Origin of the sequence: Pseudomonas sp. Irchel 3A18 (assembly GCF_900187465.1) — a bacterium.
Taxonomy (GTDB): Bacteria; Pseudomonadota; Gammaproteobacteria; order Pseudomonadales; family Pseudomonadaceae; genus Aquipseudomonas; species Aquipseudomonas cichorii.
In genome coordinates this window covers 378,028-393,444 of the sequence record NZ_FYDI01000003.1, presented here as the reverse complement: position 1 = coordinate 393,444, position 15,417 = coordinate 378,028, and the positions used below count along the sequence as shown (strand labels likewise).

Here is a 15,417-nt window from a genome sequence, read left to right as displayed (position 1 = left end):
CTGAAGTCGCTCCTTCACAGACCGTGTGAAAACTACTGCGCTCGGTCATGCTGCGTTGAAAACAGGCTCGGAATGCTCATTTACAGCCAGTAAAGTCGAGCGCGACTCCGACCGTTCCTCGCCTGTTTTCGCTTTGCCTGACCTTCGCTCGCTACGTTTTCACACGGTCTGTACGGTTGTAGGGGCCAATTCATTCGCGAAAATGATGCATCACATACGCAACAGAAGCTTCCAGACGCGGCTCTGGAATACGGTCAGCGCCTGTTGTACGCGAGCATCGAGGACCTCATCACTGATGTCCTGGTGGGCCAGTTGCTCCAGCTTGTTCAATTCGCCATACAGACGATCCAGTTCCGGCAGGTCCAGTGCGCCACGTGCCCAGTGCAGCCAGACCTGGATGCGTTCGATGCGTGGCAATTGCTCGGCCAGGTCTTCGGGTTGCTGCTGGTAGCGGCCCAGTTGCAGAGCGGTCGCTTCGTCGGCGAGCAGGCGTGGCAGCCAGCTTGCCAACAGCGCTGCGCCCTGGCGGTTGCCGCGGTTGCTGCGCTCGGCGGTCCAGCTGCGGTTCAGCAGCCAGCGCGAAGTGTTCAGCGAGAACTCGCCCCAACGGGTGTCCAGCAACTCATCGAGAAATTGCTCGTGAGCTGCGCCGCGTACGTCTTCATCTTCCTGACCGGCCTGTACCAGCGGGCGCCAGTCTTCCAGCAGGGCATCCAGCGCGGCTCGCAGTTGTGCGGTAGAGGCGCGAGGCGCAGCCTGGCCCAGGCTGCTGGTCAGTGAACGCAGTTCCCCCAGCAACTCGACCCATTCCTGCAGCAGACGCCAGTGGCCGTTGAAGCGATATTGCTCGGCCAGGCGCTGGCTGCTGCCCAACAGATGCCAGGCCAGCGCCGTATAGGCATCGTCCAGTGGTGTTTCGGCTTCCAGTTTCGGTGCTGGCAGGCTCAGGGAGTAGCTGTTGGCATCGAACAGGCGATAGCCGCGTTCGGCCTTGCTGATATCGCAGGGCATCAACGGCAGGGTGGCGGCCAGTTCAGCGGCCAGCTCCAGGAGCGCGGCAGATTCGCCTTCGCGCAGCTCAAGTTCCAGTTCGCAGATTTCTTCTTTCTGCTTGCCGGCCACGACCTGGCCCAGGTCCAGAGCAGCCTCGATCACGACCTTGGTCTTGCCACGGCCCCAGGAGATTTCTGCCTTTTCACGAATGAAGTCGGTGGTGAACAGTGGCTTGATGGTTTTCTTGTCCAGATCCGCCAGTTGCTCGGGCCAGCAGTCGCCTTCGAGTTTTTTCAGGTCCAGCTTGGCCTTGGCCAGATCCCAGTTGAATTCGTTGCGCTCGGACAGGCCGGCCACGCTTTGGCCACGGGTCTTCATGGTCTGGATGATCTGATCGCCGTCGCGACGGATGCGCAGAGCGACCCTGGCCTTGGCCAGATCACGCTCAGGGGTGTCGAAATACTGGTTCGACAGCTCGATACGCTCCCAGCCACTTTTGTTGCGTTTCTTCAACAAGGGGTGCTCGCGCAGTGCAACGAGGGTCTCGCGGCTGACGCGGAGTTTGATTTCTGTTTCTTTTTGCATGGCCGGGAAGTCCAAACGCTGATGCTGATGACGGGAGCGCAGCCAATGATTGACGGCTGCTGAGGGCGGCAGTGTACAGGACATGGCTCGCAACGGTTTATTCCGCAGGTGCTATGGCCCTATGATGGTCCGTGTTCCGTCCCGATTACAGGAAGCATACATGCCCTTGCCGTCCATGAAAGATCAGTTCGCCGCGTTGATTGCCGTGCCTTCGGTGAGCTGCACCCAACCTTCGCTGGATCAATCCAACCGTGCGGTGATCGATCTGTTGGCGGGGTGGCTGGGCGATCTGGGCTTTGCCTGCGATATCCAGCAGGTTTCGCCGGGCAAGTTCAACCTGCTGGCGACTTATGGCTCGGGCCCCGGCGGGCTGGTGCTGGCCGGACACAGCGATACCGTGCCTTTCGATGAAGCGCTGTGGAAAACCGATCCGCTGAAACTGACCGAGGTCGATGGCCGCTGGGTCGGGCTGGGCAGTTGCGATATGAAGGGTTTTTTCGCGCTGGTGATCGAGGCCGTGCGCGGCCTGCTCGATCAGCCGTTCAAGCAGCCTCTGCTGATTCTTGCCACCTGCGACGAAGAAAGCTCCATGGCTGGCGCACGAGCTTTGGCCGAGGCCGGTCGGCCGCTGGGGCGTGCAGCGGTAATTGGCGAGCCCACCGGGCTCAAGCCGATTCGCTTGCACAAGGGCGTGATGATGGAGCGTATCGAGATTCTCGGGCGCAGCGGCCATTCCTCTGACCCAAGCCTGGGGCATAGCGCGCTGGAAGCCATGCATGACGCCATCAGTGAACTCAAGGGCCTGCGCCAGCAATGGCAGCGCGAATACCGCAACCCGCAGTTCAGCGTGCCGCAACCGACCATGAACTTCGGCTGCATTCATGGTGGCGATAACCCGAACCGGATTTGCGGCCAGTGCTCGCTGGAGTTCGACTTGCGCCCATTGCCGGGCATGGACCCCGATGCGCTGCGCGCCGCCATCCGTCAAAAGCTGCAACCGCTGGCCGAGCTGCATCAGGTGCAGATCGATTACGCACCCCTGTTCCCGGAGTGCGCGCCGTTCGAGCAGGCAGCGGATGCGGAACTGGTTCGCATTGCAGAACGTCTGACAGGTCATACGGCTGCAGCAGTAGCATTTGGCACCGAAGCGCCTTATCTTCAGCGCCTTGGCTGCGAGACACTGGTTCTGGGCCCTGGCGACATCGCCTGCGCGCATCAGCCGGGTGAGTACCTTGAAATGTCACGCCTGGAGCCTACAGTGGTTCTGTTGCGTCAGTTGATTCAGCATTACTGCCTGAGCCCCCAGTAAACCGGGCCAGACACAACCCCACAGAGAAGGAGATTGCGCGTGTTGCCAAGCCTGTTCCGACGATAACCACCACAGCGTTGTGCGTGTTTCTGTCTTTCGTCCATTCTTTTACAGGCTCTTTCGGTTATGCCCGATTACGTTAACTGGCTTCGTCACGCGTCTCCTTATATCAATGCCCACCGCGATTGCACCTTTGTCGTCATGCTCCCCGGCGATGGTGTCGCGCACCCCAATTTCGGCAATATCGTCCACGACCTGGTGTTGCTGCACAGCCTGGGCGTGCGACTGGTGCTGGTCCATGGTTCGCGTCCGCAGATCGAAAGCCGTCTGGCCCAGCGCGGCCTGACACCGCGTTTCCATCGCGACATGCGCGTGACGGATGCCGAAACCCTGGAATGCGTGATCGATGCGGTAGGGCAACTGCGTATTTCCATCGAAGCGCGTCTGTCCATGGACATGGCGGCTTCGCCGATGCAGGGCTCACGCCTGCGGGTGACCAGCGGCAACGTGGTCACGGCTCGACCTATCGGTGTGCTTGAGGGGGTCGATTATCAGCACACCGGCGAAGTGCGCCGTGTCGACCGCAAAGGTATCAACCGCCTGCTGGACGAGCGTCACATCGTGCTGCTGTCGCCATTGGGCTATTCGCCGACAGGCGAGATCTTCAACCTCGCCTGCGAAGACGTCGCGACCCGCGCAGCCATCGACCTTGCGGCGGACAAACTGCTGCTGTTCGGTGCCGAAACCGGCCTGCTGGATGAACAGGGCCGTCTGGTGCGTGAACTGCGCCCTCAGCAAGTGCCTGCTCATCTCTTGCGTCTGGGCAACAACTATCAGGCCGAACTGCTGGATGCTGCCGCCGAAGCCTGTCGCGGCGGTGTGGGCCGCAGCCATATCGTCAGCTATGCCGAAGACGGCGCGTTGCTGAATGAGCTGTTTACCCGTGATGGTGGCGGTACGCTGGTTGCGCAAGAGCAGTTCGAGCTGGTGCGTGAGGCGGCCATCGAAGACGTGGGCGGCCTGATGGACCTGATCACGCCGCTGGAAGAGCAGGGGATTCTGGTACGTCGCTCCCGTGAAGTGCTGGAGCGCGAGATCCAGCAGTTCAGCGTGGTCGAGCGTGAAGGCCTGATCATTGCCTGCGCGGCACTCTATCCGATTGCCGATTCCGAGGCCGGTGAGCTGGCGTGTCTGGCGGTCAACCCGGAGTATCGCCACGGCGGACGCGGGGATGAGTTGCTGGAGCGTATCGAAAACCGTGCCAGGGCTTTGGGCTTGAAGACGCTGTTCGTCCTCACCACTCGCACCGCACACTGGTTCCGCGAGCGGGGCTTTGAACCCAGCACCGTCGACCGTCTGCCCAGCGCACGAGCGTCGCTTTACAACTATCAGCGTAATTCGAAGATCTTCGAGAAAGCGATCTGATTGCTTGCGAATGAACCCGCTTCGGCGCGATGCCGGAGCGGGTTCATTCGCGAATGCCTAATAGCCTTGCCCACGATCCACTTGCCCTTCCATTGACTCGCCCCGCTCGAACCGACGAATGTTTTCCAGCAAGCCTGCAAATGCGCTTTCCGGTTGGGTCATGGCGGCGACATGGGGTGTCAGCAGAATGTTCGGGTGTTTCCAGAACGGGTGATCGCTGGCAGCCGGTTCCTTATGCAGCACATCCAGTACGGCGGCGCTGAGCTGGCCGCTGTCCAGCGCGGCCAACAGGTCGTCTTCCACCAGATGTTTGCCGCGCCCCATATTGATCAGCGCCGCGCCTTTGGGCAGGTGCTTGAAGAGTTCACGGTCGAGGATGCCTTCGGTCTGTTCGGTCAGTGGCAGCACACACAGCAGGATGTCGCACTGCGCCAGGAACGTGGGGAGTTGTTCAGGTCCCGCATGGCAGTCGACGCCCTCAATACGATGCTCACTGCGTGCCCAGCCTGACAAGGCAAAGCCGAAGCCTTTCAGGCTCCCGAGAATATGCTGCGCCTGCAAACCGAGCCCCATGACGCCGATGCGCCGTTTATGCGCCGGAATAAGCGGATGAGCCTGCCAGCGGCCTTCGATCTGCTGCTGACGATAGCGCAGCATTTCACGATGCAGGGTCAGCACGGCGAAGCAGGCGTATTCGCACATGCCGTGGCTGATACCAGGGTCCAGCAAGCGCACCACCGGCAATGACTTCGGGATACGGCTCAGGTCCAGTTGATCGACACCTGCTGACAGCGCAAACAGCACCTTGAGGTTGGGGAGTACCTGTTCCAGGTCGTCGGGAGCCAGCCAGGCCGCCAGATAATGGATGTCCTGCGGGTCGCCGATGTCAGGCCAGGCGCGCCACTCGATATCGGGCGCGTGCTCGGCGAACAGGGCTTTCCAGCGCTCGCTGCGGGCAGGATCGGCTTTATAGAGCAGGGCGGGCATGGGCATTTCCTGAGCGTGAAAGTGGGCCTTCATCATGCCTCAAGACTGGAGCAGGATCTGTTGAAAGCGCCACCGCAAAAGGGCGGCGCAGCCTGTAAACAGAGCGTTGTGCAGCAGATTGCATGGCCAGAAGGAATCTGCCGTTTGCAAGGGTTAAAACAGTGGATATGGGCATCTGGAGGGGCAAGTTCGGCGTAGATCGTTTCGCTGAACGCTTAACCTGAACAGCATCGCAATCACGTGCCGATTGCCCGGCCCACTACAGGTAAAGCCATGAACAGCAAAGTCGACGAAACACCTCATCTGCTCCGTCAACGCGATCAGTTCGTACCCCGTGGCGTGGTCACTGCTCACCCGCTGGTCATCGATCGTGCGCAGGGTTCCGAATTGTGGGATGTCGATGGCAAGCGCTATCTGGACTTCGTCGGCGGCATCGGTGTGCTGAACATCGGCCACAATCATCCGAATGTCGTCAAGGCCGTGCAGGGCCAGCTGGAAAAGGTCACCCATGCCTGCTTTCAGGTGGTTGCCTACCAGCCTTACGTGGAACTGGCCAAGCGCCTGAGCAACCTGGTGGCCGGTGACAGCGGCATCGACCACAAGGCGGTGTTTTTCACGTCCGGTGCCGAAGCGGTCGAGAACGCGGTGAAAATTGCCCGCGCCCATACCAATCGCCCGGCGATCATTTCGTTTCGTGGCGGCTTCCACGGTCGCACCTTGCTGGGCACGACCCTGACCGGCATGAGCCAGCCCTACAAGCAGAACTTCGGGCCGCTGGCGCCGGAAGTGTTCCACACCCCGTACCCCAACGAATACCGTGGCGTCACGGGTGAAATGGCCCTGGCTGCGCTGCATGAATTGCTGGCGACACAAGTTGCGCCGGATCGCGTGGCGGCCATCATCATCGAGCCTGTGCAGGGCGATGGCGGTTTTCTGGCTGCGCCAGTGGAGTTCCTGAAAGCGCTGCGGGCCTTGACCGAGCAGCATGGCATTGTCCTGATTCTCGATGAAATCCAGACCGGTTTTGGTCGTACGGGCACATGGTTCGGTTTCCAGCACGCCGGCATTCAGCCGGATCTGGTGACCGTTGCCAAAAGCCTGGCGGGAGGTCTGCCGCTGTCGGGTGTTGTCGGGCGTGCCGAAATCATGGATGCACCGCTTCCGGGTGGCCTGGGCGGCACCTATGGCGGCAATGCTCTGGCCTGCGCCGCAGCCCTGGCGGTAATCGATACCTACGAACAGGAAAAACTGCCGGAGCGCGGCGAGCAACTGGGCCACTACCTGCGTGCCGGCTTGCTCAAGCTTCAGTCCCGCTATTCCTGCATTGGTGACGTACGTGGTCCCGGTTTCATGCTGGCGATGGAAATCGTCAAGGACGATGCTGCGCGCAGCCCGGATGCCGATCTCAATCAGCGACTGATCGATCAGGCCCGTATCGGCGGCCTGCTGGTGATCAAGTGCGGCGTCTATCGCAACGTGCTGCGCTTCCTTGCGCCTCTGGTGACGACTGAAGAGCAGATCGACGAAGCCCTGACCATCCTCGACGGGGCCTTGGCACGAGTATTGAAGTCGAAGTAGTCGCTCAAGCCCGGCCGCGCAGGTGTTCACACTGCGTGGCCGTGGGTACTGAATGTTTAATGGAGGCTTGACCTGTCATGGCGCTGACTGATTACCGGGCACTGTTGATCGACTGCGATGAAGTTCTGGTGGACCGCGATTCCGGTGTCTGGTCGGCGTTGCAGCCATTGCTGGAACACAGCACTAACAAGCCCGACAGGGAGCAGGTGCTGACGGCGTTCGCAGAGGCCGTGAGTGCGCTTTATCCGCGTTTCGGAGAACTGGGTTTCAGTGGTCTGCTGTGTTTTGCCCACCGACAACTGGCCGAGCGCTTCGGCGCAAGGGTCACTTGGGAAGAAGGCATGGCTTTCGCGCGTTCGGTGGACACCTGGACGCTGTTCGAGGATGCGCCGGGTGCCATGCTGTACCTGCGCAAGTTTTACCGGCTGCTGGTTTATGCCGACCGCGATGCTCAGGATCGCAATGCCTTGTGCGAACGTCTGGGACTGGAACCCGACAGCTTGTTGTCGCTGACCACTCACCCGCTGGATGACACGACCTGGCTGGCCGAGATGGATCTGCACCCGAGTGAAACCCTGCTGGTGTCACGGCCTCCCGCGTCAGCGCTGGGCAGCGGCGGTCTGTGCCTGATCCGTCGCGACCGTGTCGAACATCGTCAGCCTTGCCCCGCCGATCTGTGTATCAACAGCATGGCCGACCTTGTGGCGCAGCATCAGTTGTCTTTAAGGCGCTGATTTTGCTAGAAGAGAGCTTTGGTGAACGGCAATCAAGAGGTAGCTGATGGAAGGCCTGGTCAAACTGGATCGTATTGATATCAATATCCTGGTCGAGCTTCAGAAAGACGGTCGCATGACCAACGTCAGCCTCGCAGATGCTGTAGGCCTGTCAGCCAGCCCTTGCCTGCAACGGGTCAAGCGCCTGGAATCGGCCGGTTATATCTCCAGCTACAAGGCTCACCTGAACCTCGCGAAGATCACCGAATCGGTCACGGTGTTCACCGAAATCTCCCTCAGCGACCACAAGCGCGAAGACTTTGCCAAGTTCGAGGCCAATATCCGGCACGTGGACGAAGTGCTCGAATGCCATCTGATCAGTGGCGGCTACGACTATCTGGTGCGCTTCATGACCCGCAGCATCCAGCACTATCAGGAAGTGATCGAGGAGTTGCTGGACAAGAATATCGGCATCTCCAAGTACTTCAGCTACATCGTCATCAAATCCCCTGTCATGAAAGACGGTGTGCCTTTACGCAAGCTTTTGCGTCATTGATAGCTAAAGGCCAATAGCCGAGTTGCGCAAAGTCACCGATTTGACACATTCTGTTGCGTGTCACTTGGTTGTCCTATGACTTGGCCGTGATTTTGCTGCGCCATGGTGCTTGCCATCTGTTGTCTGGTTTCTCCCATAAGGAAGTGTTTGATGCCTTCAGCTCCTCGTTTTCTTGAGCATTACCGCAAGGCCGATCGCATCATGCTTGGCCTGATCTGGCTGCTGTTTGTGTATTCGATCGGATTGGCGTTCTGGCACGACACCTTTACCCAGGCAATGCTGGTGGGCGGTGGCACTGCATTGGTGCTGACTGCACTGTATCGGGCCATAGGCGGCAGCCGTTTGATGCGCTGCTGCTTTGGCGTCGGCCTGATGCTCATGGCGGCCCTGCATATCAATCAGGCCCGGGGAGTGGTGGAAATCCACTTCGGCATCTTTGTATTCCTGGCGGTACTGACCTTCTACCGCGACTGGTTGCCGATCCTGGTGGCAGCCGTTGTCATCGCTGTTCATCACGTTGTGTTTCACGTCCTGCAACATTCGGGCTTCCCGGTGTATGTCATGCACCATGCCGGTGGCTGGGGCATGGTGATGGTGCATGCCGTCTATGTGGTGGTAGAGACTGCGATCCTCATGTACCTCGCCGTTCAGAACCAGGCCGAGGCTGTCGAGAATCAGGACATGCTCGACAAAATGCTCGCCACCGCTTTGCAGCTCACTACCGATGCGCGGGTTGATGAAAGAGCAGGCAGGGTTTCCCTTACTCAGCGTTTCGAGAGCTTTCTGGCGCAGATCACCGGACTGGTGGATGGCGTGGTACGTGACACCCGCGGCCTTGGCGAGCTGGGCCATGATCTGGCCAGGGCCAGCGGCACACTGGAAGCCGGAGCGCAGTATCAACTGACTGAAATCGCCCGCATGAGCGATGCGATGCAGCGCATGGGCGGCGCCATGAACGATATTTCCGGGCATGTCGCCCAGGCCGTCCAGCGTGCTGGTGATGCCCACGAACAGGTGGCGCACGGGCGTGAAAGCGTCGGTCGGGCGCAAACTGAAATCACCCGGCTTGCCGAGCGTATCAACACCACCGATGAAACGGTGCAGGCCCTTGCCGAGCAGTCGGAGCAGGTTGGCAAGGTGCTGGATGTGATCGGCAGCATCGCCGAGCAGACCAACCTGCTGGCACTCAATGCCGCCATCGAAGCCGCCCGGGCTGGCGAGCAGGGCCGTGGTTTTGCCGTCGTGGCCGATGAGGTCCGTAACCTGGCTCAGCGCACGGCTTCGTCCACCAAGGAAATCCAGGTCATCATCCATGACCTGCAACAAGGTAGCCGCCAGGCTGCCACGGCCATGCAGGACAGCCGCGAAGATGTCGGGCGCTGCGTCGAGAACAGCCAGCGCGCATCCGAATCGCTGCGCGCCGTGGGCGACGGGATCGGCTATATCACGCAACTCAACGGCCTGATTGCCACCACCACTGACGAGCAGTCCACGGCAAGTCGGGAAATCGCCGATCAACTGCGTTCGGTACAGAGCATCGCCGAAGACACCGCAGCCAATATCGACGTGCTGGCGCAGAGCAGCCAGCGCCTGCCACCGCTGGCCATGCGGCTTGAGGCGCTGGGCAAGACCTTCAATCGATAGGTTTCACGCGAAGACCAGTCCCGATGACTGCAGCAGTTCTTGTGTATAGGGCTGCTGCGGTCTGGCGAAGATCTCCCGTGAAGGGCCTTGCTCGACCACCTTGCCGTCCTTGATGACGATCAGGTCATGCGCCAGCGCATGAACCACTGCCAGATCATGGCTGATGAACAGATAAGTCAGGCCGTGGCGAATCTGCAGGTCGCGCAGCAAGGCGACGATCTGTTTCTGCACCGTGCGGTCCAGTGCCGAGGTGGGTTCGTCCAGCAGAATCAGCTCCGGCTCAAGCACCAGCGCCCGGGCAATCGAGATGCGCTGGCGCTGACCGCCGGAGAATTCATGAGGATAACGATGGCGGGTGGCCGGGTCGAGCCCGACTTCCTGCAGGACCCGGATGACCGCCTGCTCGCGTTCCTCGGCAGTGCCGATCCTGTGGGTGACCAGTCCTTCGGCAATGATCTGTTGCACGGTCATGCGTGGGCTGAGGCTGCCGAACGGATCTTGAAAGACCACTTGCAACTGGCGCCGCAAGGGGCGCATCAGGTGCTGACTATGCAGGCTCAGTTCCTTGGTGCCGAATCGGATGCTGCCTTCGGAGTCGACCAGGCGCAGGATCGCCTGGCCCAGGGTCGATTTGCCCGAACCGGACTCGCCGACGATGCCCAGCGTCTTGCCCTTGAGCAGTTCAAAACTCACCCCGTCCACAGCCTTGATGTAGCGAGGGTTGCGTTTGAGCCAGCCTTTGCTCAACGGGAACCAGACTTTCAGGTCCTGTACCGACAGCAGGGTGTTCCGATGGCTAGAAGGCACCGGCTCGCCGTCAGGCTCGGCGTTTATCAACAGTCGACTGTAAGGGTGCTGCGGGTGGTCGAACAGGGCCTGGCAGTCAGCCTGCTCGACGATCTGTCCTTCACGCATCACACAGACCCGCTGGGCTATGCGGCGGACCAGATTGAGGTCGTGGCTGATGAGCAGCAATGACATGCCCAGGCGCTGTTGCAGGGATTTGAGCAGTTCGAGGATCTTCACCTGCACCGTCACATCCAGCGCTGTGGTGGGTTCATCGGCAATCAGCAGGTCAGGCTCGTTGGCCAACGCCATGGCGATCATGATGCGCTGCCGCTGACCGCCGGAAAGCTGATGAGGGTAAGCCTTGAGCCGCGCGAGCGGGTCACGGATGCCCACCAGGTCCAGCAGTTCAAGCGTCCGGTCCCGGGCGGCCTTGCCCTTGAGGCCCTTGTGGGTGATCAGGATTTCGCCAATCTGTTTCTCGACCGTATGCAGCGGGTTCAACGAGCTCATGGGCTCTTGAAAGATCATTGCCACCCGGTTGCCGCGCAGGTTGCGCAGTTGCCTGTCACTGGCACTCACCAGGTCCACGCCGTCGTAGCGGATCGTACCCTGGGTGCTGACGGTCTTTGCCGGCAGCAGGCGCAGGATCGAGTGGGCTGTGACGGATTTGCCCGAGCCGGATTCACCCACCAGCGCCAGGCATTCGCCGCGTCGGATATCGAGGCTGACACCATGCACCACTTCGTGGCCGTTGAAGGCGACGCGCAGGTCGCGTATTTCAATCAGGGTCTCTTGCATGTCAGCTCCGGGGATCGAAAGCGTCGCGGCAGGCTTCGCCGATGAACACCAACAGGGAAAGAATCAGCGCCAGTACCACAAAGGCGGTCAGCCCCAGCCAGGGGGCTTGCAGATTGCGCTTGGCTTCACCGATCAGTTCACCCAGCGAGGCGCTGCCTGCGGGCATGCCGAAGCCGAGAAAATCCAGCGCGGTCAGGGTGGCGATGGCACCCGTGACGATGAAGGGCAGATAGGTCAGGGTGCTGGTCATGGCGTTGGGCAGGATATGCCGCCACATCAGCGCAGTATCGGTCAGGCCCAGGGCGCGGGCTGCCTTGACGTATTCCAGGCTGCGGCCGCGCAGGAATTCGGCCCGTACTACATCCACCAGTGCCAGCCAGGAAAACAGCGCCATGATGCCCAGCAACCACCAGAAATTCGGTGAAACGAAGCCGGACAGAATGATCAGCAGATACAGTACCGGCAAACCGGACCAGATTTCCTGAATCCGCTGGCCGATCAGGTCGGTCATGCCGCCGTAGTAACCCTGTATCGCACCGGCACAGACCCCGATCACGGTACTGATCGCGGTCAGCAGCAGGGCGAAGAGGATGGAAATCCGCGCACCGAACAGCACCCGCGCCAGCACATCCCGGGCCTGCTCGTCGGTGCCCAGCCAGTTGTGGCTGCTTGGCGGGCTGGGCGATGGGGCTTGCAGGTCGTAGTTGATGGTGTCATAGCTGAAAGGGATCGGCGCAAACAGCATCCAGCCGTTTTTGGCGGCGATCAGTTGGCGTACATAGTCGCTTGAGTAGTCCGGCTCGAAGGGCAGTTCGCCACCGAAATCGGTTTCCATGTAGGTGTGCAGGGCAGGGTAATACAGCGTGCCTTCGTAGCTCAGCACCAGTGGTTTGTCGTTGGCGATCAACTCGCCACACAGACAGACCAGCATCAGCGCGAGGAAGATCCACAGCGACCACCAGCCCCGCCGGTTGGTCTTGAACAGCGCCATGCGGCGTTTGCTCTGGGGAGAAAACTCGAACATCAGGCGCTCCTCGCGGAAAAGTCGATGCGCGGGTCGACCAGCGTGTAGCACAGGTCGCCCACCAGCTTGATCAGCAGGCCGAACAGCGTGAACAGAAACAGTGTGCCGAACACCACCGGATAGTCCCGCGACACCGCCGCCTCGTAGCTCATGCGCCCCAGCCCGTCGAGGCCGAAGATGGTTTCGATCAGCAGGGAGCCGGCGAAAAACACCTCGATCAAGGCCTGCGGAATCCCGGCGACCACCAGCAGCATGGCGTTGCGGAACACATGGCCATACAGAACCCGGTGCTCCGTAAGGCCCTTGGCTCGTGCCGTGACCACATACTGACGGCTGATCTCGTTGAGAAAGCTGTTCTTGGTGAGGATGGTCAGCGTGGCAAAACCGCCGATCACCAGGGCACTGACCGGCAGCACCAGATGCCAGAGGTAGTCCTTGACCTTGCCCCAGGCACTGAGGTTGTCGAAGTTGTCCGAGAGCAGGCCTTGCGCCGGAAACCAGCTGAGGTAACTGCCCCCGGCAAAGACCACGATCAATAAAATGGCGAACAGAAACGCGGGCGTGGCATAGCCGATGATGACCAGCGTGCTGCTCCAGACATCGAATGCACTGCCATGCCGCACGGCCTTGCGGATGCCCAGCGGTATGGAGATCAGGTAGGTAATCAGCGTTGCCCACAGTCCCAGAGACAGTGATACCGGCAGTTTCTGGGCAATCAGTTCCGTCACTTCGGCACCACGAAAGAAGCTGGTGCCGAAATCCAGCTGTGCATAATTCTTGAGCATCAGCCACAGACGTTCGTGCATGGGCTTGTCGAAGCCGTAATGCTCCTTGATCGCCTCGATCAGTGCCGGGTCCAGCCCACGAGTGCTGCGGCTTGCGGTGCCGGAGGCCGCCACTTCGCCGCCACCACCGCCGATCCCGTTGGGACTGAAGCCCTGAATGCGGGCGATGGCCTGCTCGACCGGGCCGCCGGGTGCCGCCTGTACGATCAGGAAGTTCACAATCAGGATGGCCAGCAGCGTGGGGATGATCAGCAGCAGGCGTCGAATCATATAAGCCAACATGTTACGGCTCCTTCGCGGCAGTGGTCTTGCCTGTCAGGGCCGAAGCCTGGGCATTGGTCAGTGCTGTCGGGCTGATCTGCCACCAGGTTTCCAGGCCAATGTCGTAGACGGGCTCTATCTCGGGTCGGCCAAAACGATTGGCGAACACCAGCGGCGTTCCCTTGGAGTAGTAGTTGGGAATCATGTAGTAGCCCCATTGCAGGACCCGATCCAGGGCGCGGGCATAAAGCACCATGTCCTGACGACTGTTGGCGGCGACCAGGCCGTCGATCAACCTGTCCACAGCGGGATTGCGCAAGACCATGGCGTTGGAGCTGCCCACTTGCGTGGCGCTTTGCGAGCCAAACAGGTTGTACAGTTCACGGCCCGGGGAAATCAGCGGATTGCCGTTTTTCGGCAGACTGACCACGATCATGTCGTAGTCCCGGGCGTTGAGCCGGTTGATGTACTGCGCCGAATCGATGCGCATGAAATTCAGGGTGATGCCGATCTGCGCCAGTGTTCGTTTGAACGGCAATATCAACCGGTCGAAGCCGCCCTGGCCGTCGAGAAAGCTGAAGGTCAGCGGTTCGCCCGCTGCGTTGACCAGCTTGTTATTGCGCGGATGCCAGCCCGCCTCGGCCAGCAGCTTCAGGGCCTGTAACTGTTTGTCGCGGATATAGCCGCTGCCGTCGGTGCTGGGTGGCTGGTAGACCTGTGTGAATACCTCATCCGGGACCTGGCCGCGCAGTGGCTCGAGAATCTTCAGTTCGGCTGCGTCCGGCAATTGCGTGGCGGCCATCTCGCTCTTGGGGAAGTAGCTCTGTTCCCGCACGTAGAAACTGCGCATGACCCGACGATTCAGCCACTCGAAGTCCCACAGCAGCGATAACGCCTCGCGTACCCGCCGATCCTGAAAGACGGGGTTGTCCAGATTGAAGACAAAGCCCTGTGCCGAAACGGGGCGTTGCCGGGCCAGAATGTGTTTTTGCAGACGTCCGTCGTCGATGGCCGGGCCGCTGTAGCCGACGGTGTAGCCCGCCGATGAGAACTCCCGGTTGTAGTCGAAGGCTCCGGCCTGCAGCAGTTGCCGGGCGATTTCCGTGTCACCGTAGAAATTCACGGTCAGGGTGTCGAAGTTATACAGCCCGCGGCTGACCGGCAGGTCTTTGGCCCACCAGTCCTTGACCCGTTCAAAGACCACACTGCGTCCGGCGTCGACTTTCGCGACCCGGTAAGGCCCGTTGCCCAGCGGTGCCTCGAAACCTCCACCGTTGGCAAAGTCTCTGTCCTTCCACCAGTGTTCGGGGAGGATGCGCATGCTGGCGATATCCAGGGCCAGCAGGCGGTTGAGGTTGTTCTTGAAGTCGAAGCGAATCTGTAGCGGTCCTTCCATGACCACATCCTTGACGTCCGCATACATGGGCCGGTAGCTGAAGCTGGCCTTGGTGGTCATCAGTTCAAAGGTATAGCGCACATCATTGGCGGTGACGGGTGTGCCGTCCTCGAAGCGCGCCTTGGGGTTGATGAAGAAACGAATCCAGAGGCCGTTGGGGTCCATTTCCATTTTTTCCGCGATCAGGCCGTACACCGTGTAGGGCTCATCCAGTGAGCGATAGGCCAGCGGGGAATAGACCCAGGTGTCGAGTTGAACCACGTTGATGCCTTGATCGACATACGGGTTCAGGTAATTGAACTGGCCGATTTCTTCGGCCGAGCGTGTCAGCGAGCCGCCCTTGGGGGCGTCCGGGTTGACGTAAGCGAAGTGCTGAAAGCCCGCAGGGTATTTCGGGGCTTCGCCATAGACCGTCAAGGCGTGGGTCGGCGCGGCCAGCAGTGCCTGCCCATAACCGTACAGAGCAACGCCCAGCAGCAGGCGCCTTAGAAAACGGGAGGTACGCAACATGATGGGGCTGTCCTTGTACGCACTGAATACTCATGTACTGCGAAAAAACCTCCGGCCGGGGAAG

12 protein-coding genes are annotated in these 15,417 nt (G+C 60.3%); 6 read left to right on the top strand and 6 right to left on the bottom strand.

What is annotated here, in order from left to right:
• Positions 1–210 precede the first annotated feature (210 nt).
• The gene (locus tag CKW23_RS07420) at positions 211–1,578 is read right to left on the bottom strand and encodes a CYTH domain-containing protein (RefSeq protein WP_095067386.1); all 1,368 of its coding nucleotides are present in this window, start codon (positions 1,576–1,578) and stop codon (positions 211–213) included.
• A gap of 160 nt (positions 1,579–1,738) precedes the next feature.
• Here CKW23_RS07420 and argE point away from each other — a divergent pair, with 160 nt between their 5' ends.
• On the top strand, positions 1,739–2,887 hold the full coding sequence (argE, locus tag CKW23_RS07415; protein ID WP_025258024.1) for an acetylornithine deacetylase: 1,149 nt from the start codon (positions 1,739–1,741) through the stop codon (positions 2,885–2,887).
• A 126-nt stretch (positions 2,888–3,013) separates the two neighbouring features.
• Positions 3,014–4,312: an amino-acid N-acetyltransferase gene (argA, locus tag CKW23_RS07410; protein ID WP_025258025.1), complete on the top strand. Its 1,299-nt coding sequence runs from the start codon at positions 3,014–3,016 to the stop codon at positions 4,310–4,312.
• Positions 4,313–4,369: 57 nt separating this feature from the next.
• Here the strand turns inward: argA and CKW23_RS07405 are convergent, their stop codons facing one another.
• Positions 4,370–5,299 carry a glyoxylate/hydroxypyruvate reductase A gene (locus CKW23_RS07405; RefSeq protein WP_095067326.1) on the bottom strand — a complete coding sequence of 310 codons (930 nt, stop codon included), beginning with the start codon at positions 5,297–5,299 and terminating at the stop codon, positions 4,370–4,372.
• A 273-nt stretch (positions 5,300–5,572) separates the two neighbouring features.
• Here CKW23_RS07405 and gabT point away from each other — a divergent pair, with 273 nt between their 5' ends.
• From gabT to CKW23_RS07385, 4 genes are all read left to right on the top strand, one after another.
• Positions 5,573–6,877 (top strand): 4-aminobutyrate--2-oxoglutarate transaminase, encoded by a 1,305-nt coding sequence (gene gabT / locus CKW23_RS07400; RefSeq protein WP_095067325.1) that lies wholly within the window; start codon positions 5,573–5,575, stop codon positions 6,875–6,877.
• Between the two features lie 77 nt (positions 6,878–6,954).
• Positions 6,955–7,611, top strand: coding sequence for an HAD family hydrolase (locus CKW23_RS07395; protein WP_025258028.1), 657 nt, complete (start codon positions 6,955–6,957; stop codon positions 7,609–7,611).
• Between the two features lie 46 nt (positions 7,612–7,657).
• Entirely contained in the window at positions 7,658–8,146 is a 489-nt protein-coding gene (locus CKW23_RS07390) for an Lrp/AsnC family transcriptional regulator (RefSeq protein WP_002555947.1), read from the top strand.
• 150 nt (positions 8,147–8,296) lie between these two features.
• A complete protein-coding gene (locus CKW23_RS07385; RefSeq protein WP_025258029.1) occupies positions 8,297–9,790 on the top strand; it encodes a methyl-accepting chemotaxis protein in 1,494 nt (497 codons plus the stop codon).
• 3 nt (positions 9,791–9,793) lie between these two features.
• Here the strand turns inward: CKW23_RS07385 and CKW23_RS07380 are convergent, their stop codons facing one another.
• Genes CKW23_RS07380 through CKW23_RS07365 form a run of 4 tightly spaced genes read right to left on the bottom strand, consistent with a single transcriptional unit; the run spans position 9,794 to position 15,353 of the window.
• Entirely contained in the window at positions 9,794–11,377 is a 1,584-nt protein-coding gene (locus CKW23_RS07380) for an ABC transporter ATP-binding protein (RefSeq protein ID WP_095067324.1), read from the bottom strand.
• A gap of 1 nt (position 11,378) precedes the next feature.
• A complete protein-coding gene (locus CKW23_RS07375) occupies positions 11,379–12,401 on the bottom strand; it encodes an ABC transporter permease (protein ID WP_025258031.1) in 1,023 nt (340 codons plus the stop codon).
• Positions 12,401–13,468, bottom strand: a complete 1,068-nt coding sequence (locus tag CKW23_RS07370) for a microcin C ABC transporter permease YejB (protein ID WP_025258032.1) — start codon at positions 13,466–13,468, stop codon at positions 12,401–12,403. Before CKW23_RS07370 ends, CKW23_RS07375 begins: the two co-directional genes overlap by 1 nt.
• Before the next feature lies 1 nt (position 13,469).
• A complete protein-coding gene (locus tag CKW23_RS07365; RefSeq protein ID WP_095067323.1) occupies positions 13,470–15,353 on the bottom strand; it encodes an extracellular solute-binding protein in 1,884 nt (627 codons plus the stop codon).
• Positions 15,354–15,417 lie beyond the last annotated feature (64 nt).

Bases quoted from the DNA above. Each gene is read 5' to 3' on its own strand.
- CKW23_RS07420 (WP_095067386.1), bottom strand. From the start codon at position 1,578: ATGCAAAAAGAAACAGAAATCAAACTCCGCGTCAGCCGCGAGACCCTC.
- argE (WP_025258024.1), top strand. From the start codon at position 1,739: ATGCCCTTGCCGTCCATGAAAGATCAGTTCGCCGCGTTGATTGCCGTG.
- argA (WP_025258025.1), top strand. From the start codon at position 3,014: ATGCCCGATTACGTTAACTGGCTTCGTCACGCGTCTCCTTATATCAAT.
- CKW23_RS07405 (WP_095067326.1), bottom strand. From the start codon at position 5,299: ATGCCCGCCCTGCTCTATAAAGCCGATCCTGCCCGCAGCGAGCGCTGG.
- gabT (WP_095067325.1), top strand. From the start codon at position 5,573: ATGAACAGCAAAGTCGACGAAACACCTCATCTGCTCCGTCAACGCGAT.
- CKW23_RS07395 (WP_025258028.1), top strand. From the start codon at position 6,955: ATGGCGCTGACTGATTACCGGGCACTGTTGATCGACTGCGATGAAGTT.
- CKW23_RS07390 (WP_002555947.1), top strand. From the start codon at position 7,658: ATGGAAGGCCTGGTCAAACTGGATCGTATTGATATCAATATCCTGGTC.
- CKW23_RS07385 (WP_025258029.1), top strand. From the start codon at position 8,297: ATGCCTTCAGCTCCTCGTTTTCTTGAGCATTACCGCAAGGCCGATCGC.
- CKW23_RS07380 (WP_095067324.1), bottom strand. From the start codon at position 11,377: ATGCAAGAGACCCTGATTGAAATACGCGACCTGCGCGTCGCCTTCAAC.
- CKW23_RS07375 (WP_025258031.1), bottom strand. From the start codon at position 12,401: ATGTTCGAGTTTTCTCCCCAGAGCAAACGCCGCATGGCGCTGTTCAAG.
- CKW23_RS07370 (WP_025258032.1), bottom strand. From the start codon at position 13,468: ATGTTGGCTTATATGATTCGACGCCTGCTGCTGATCATCCCCACGCTG.
- CKW23_RS07365 (WP_095067323.1), bottom strand. From the start codon at position 15,353: ATGTTGCGTACCTCCCGTTTTCTAAGGCGCCTGCTGCTGGGCGTTGCT.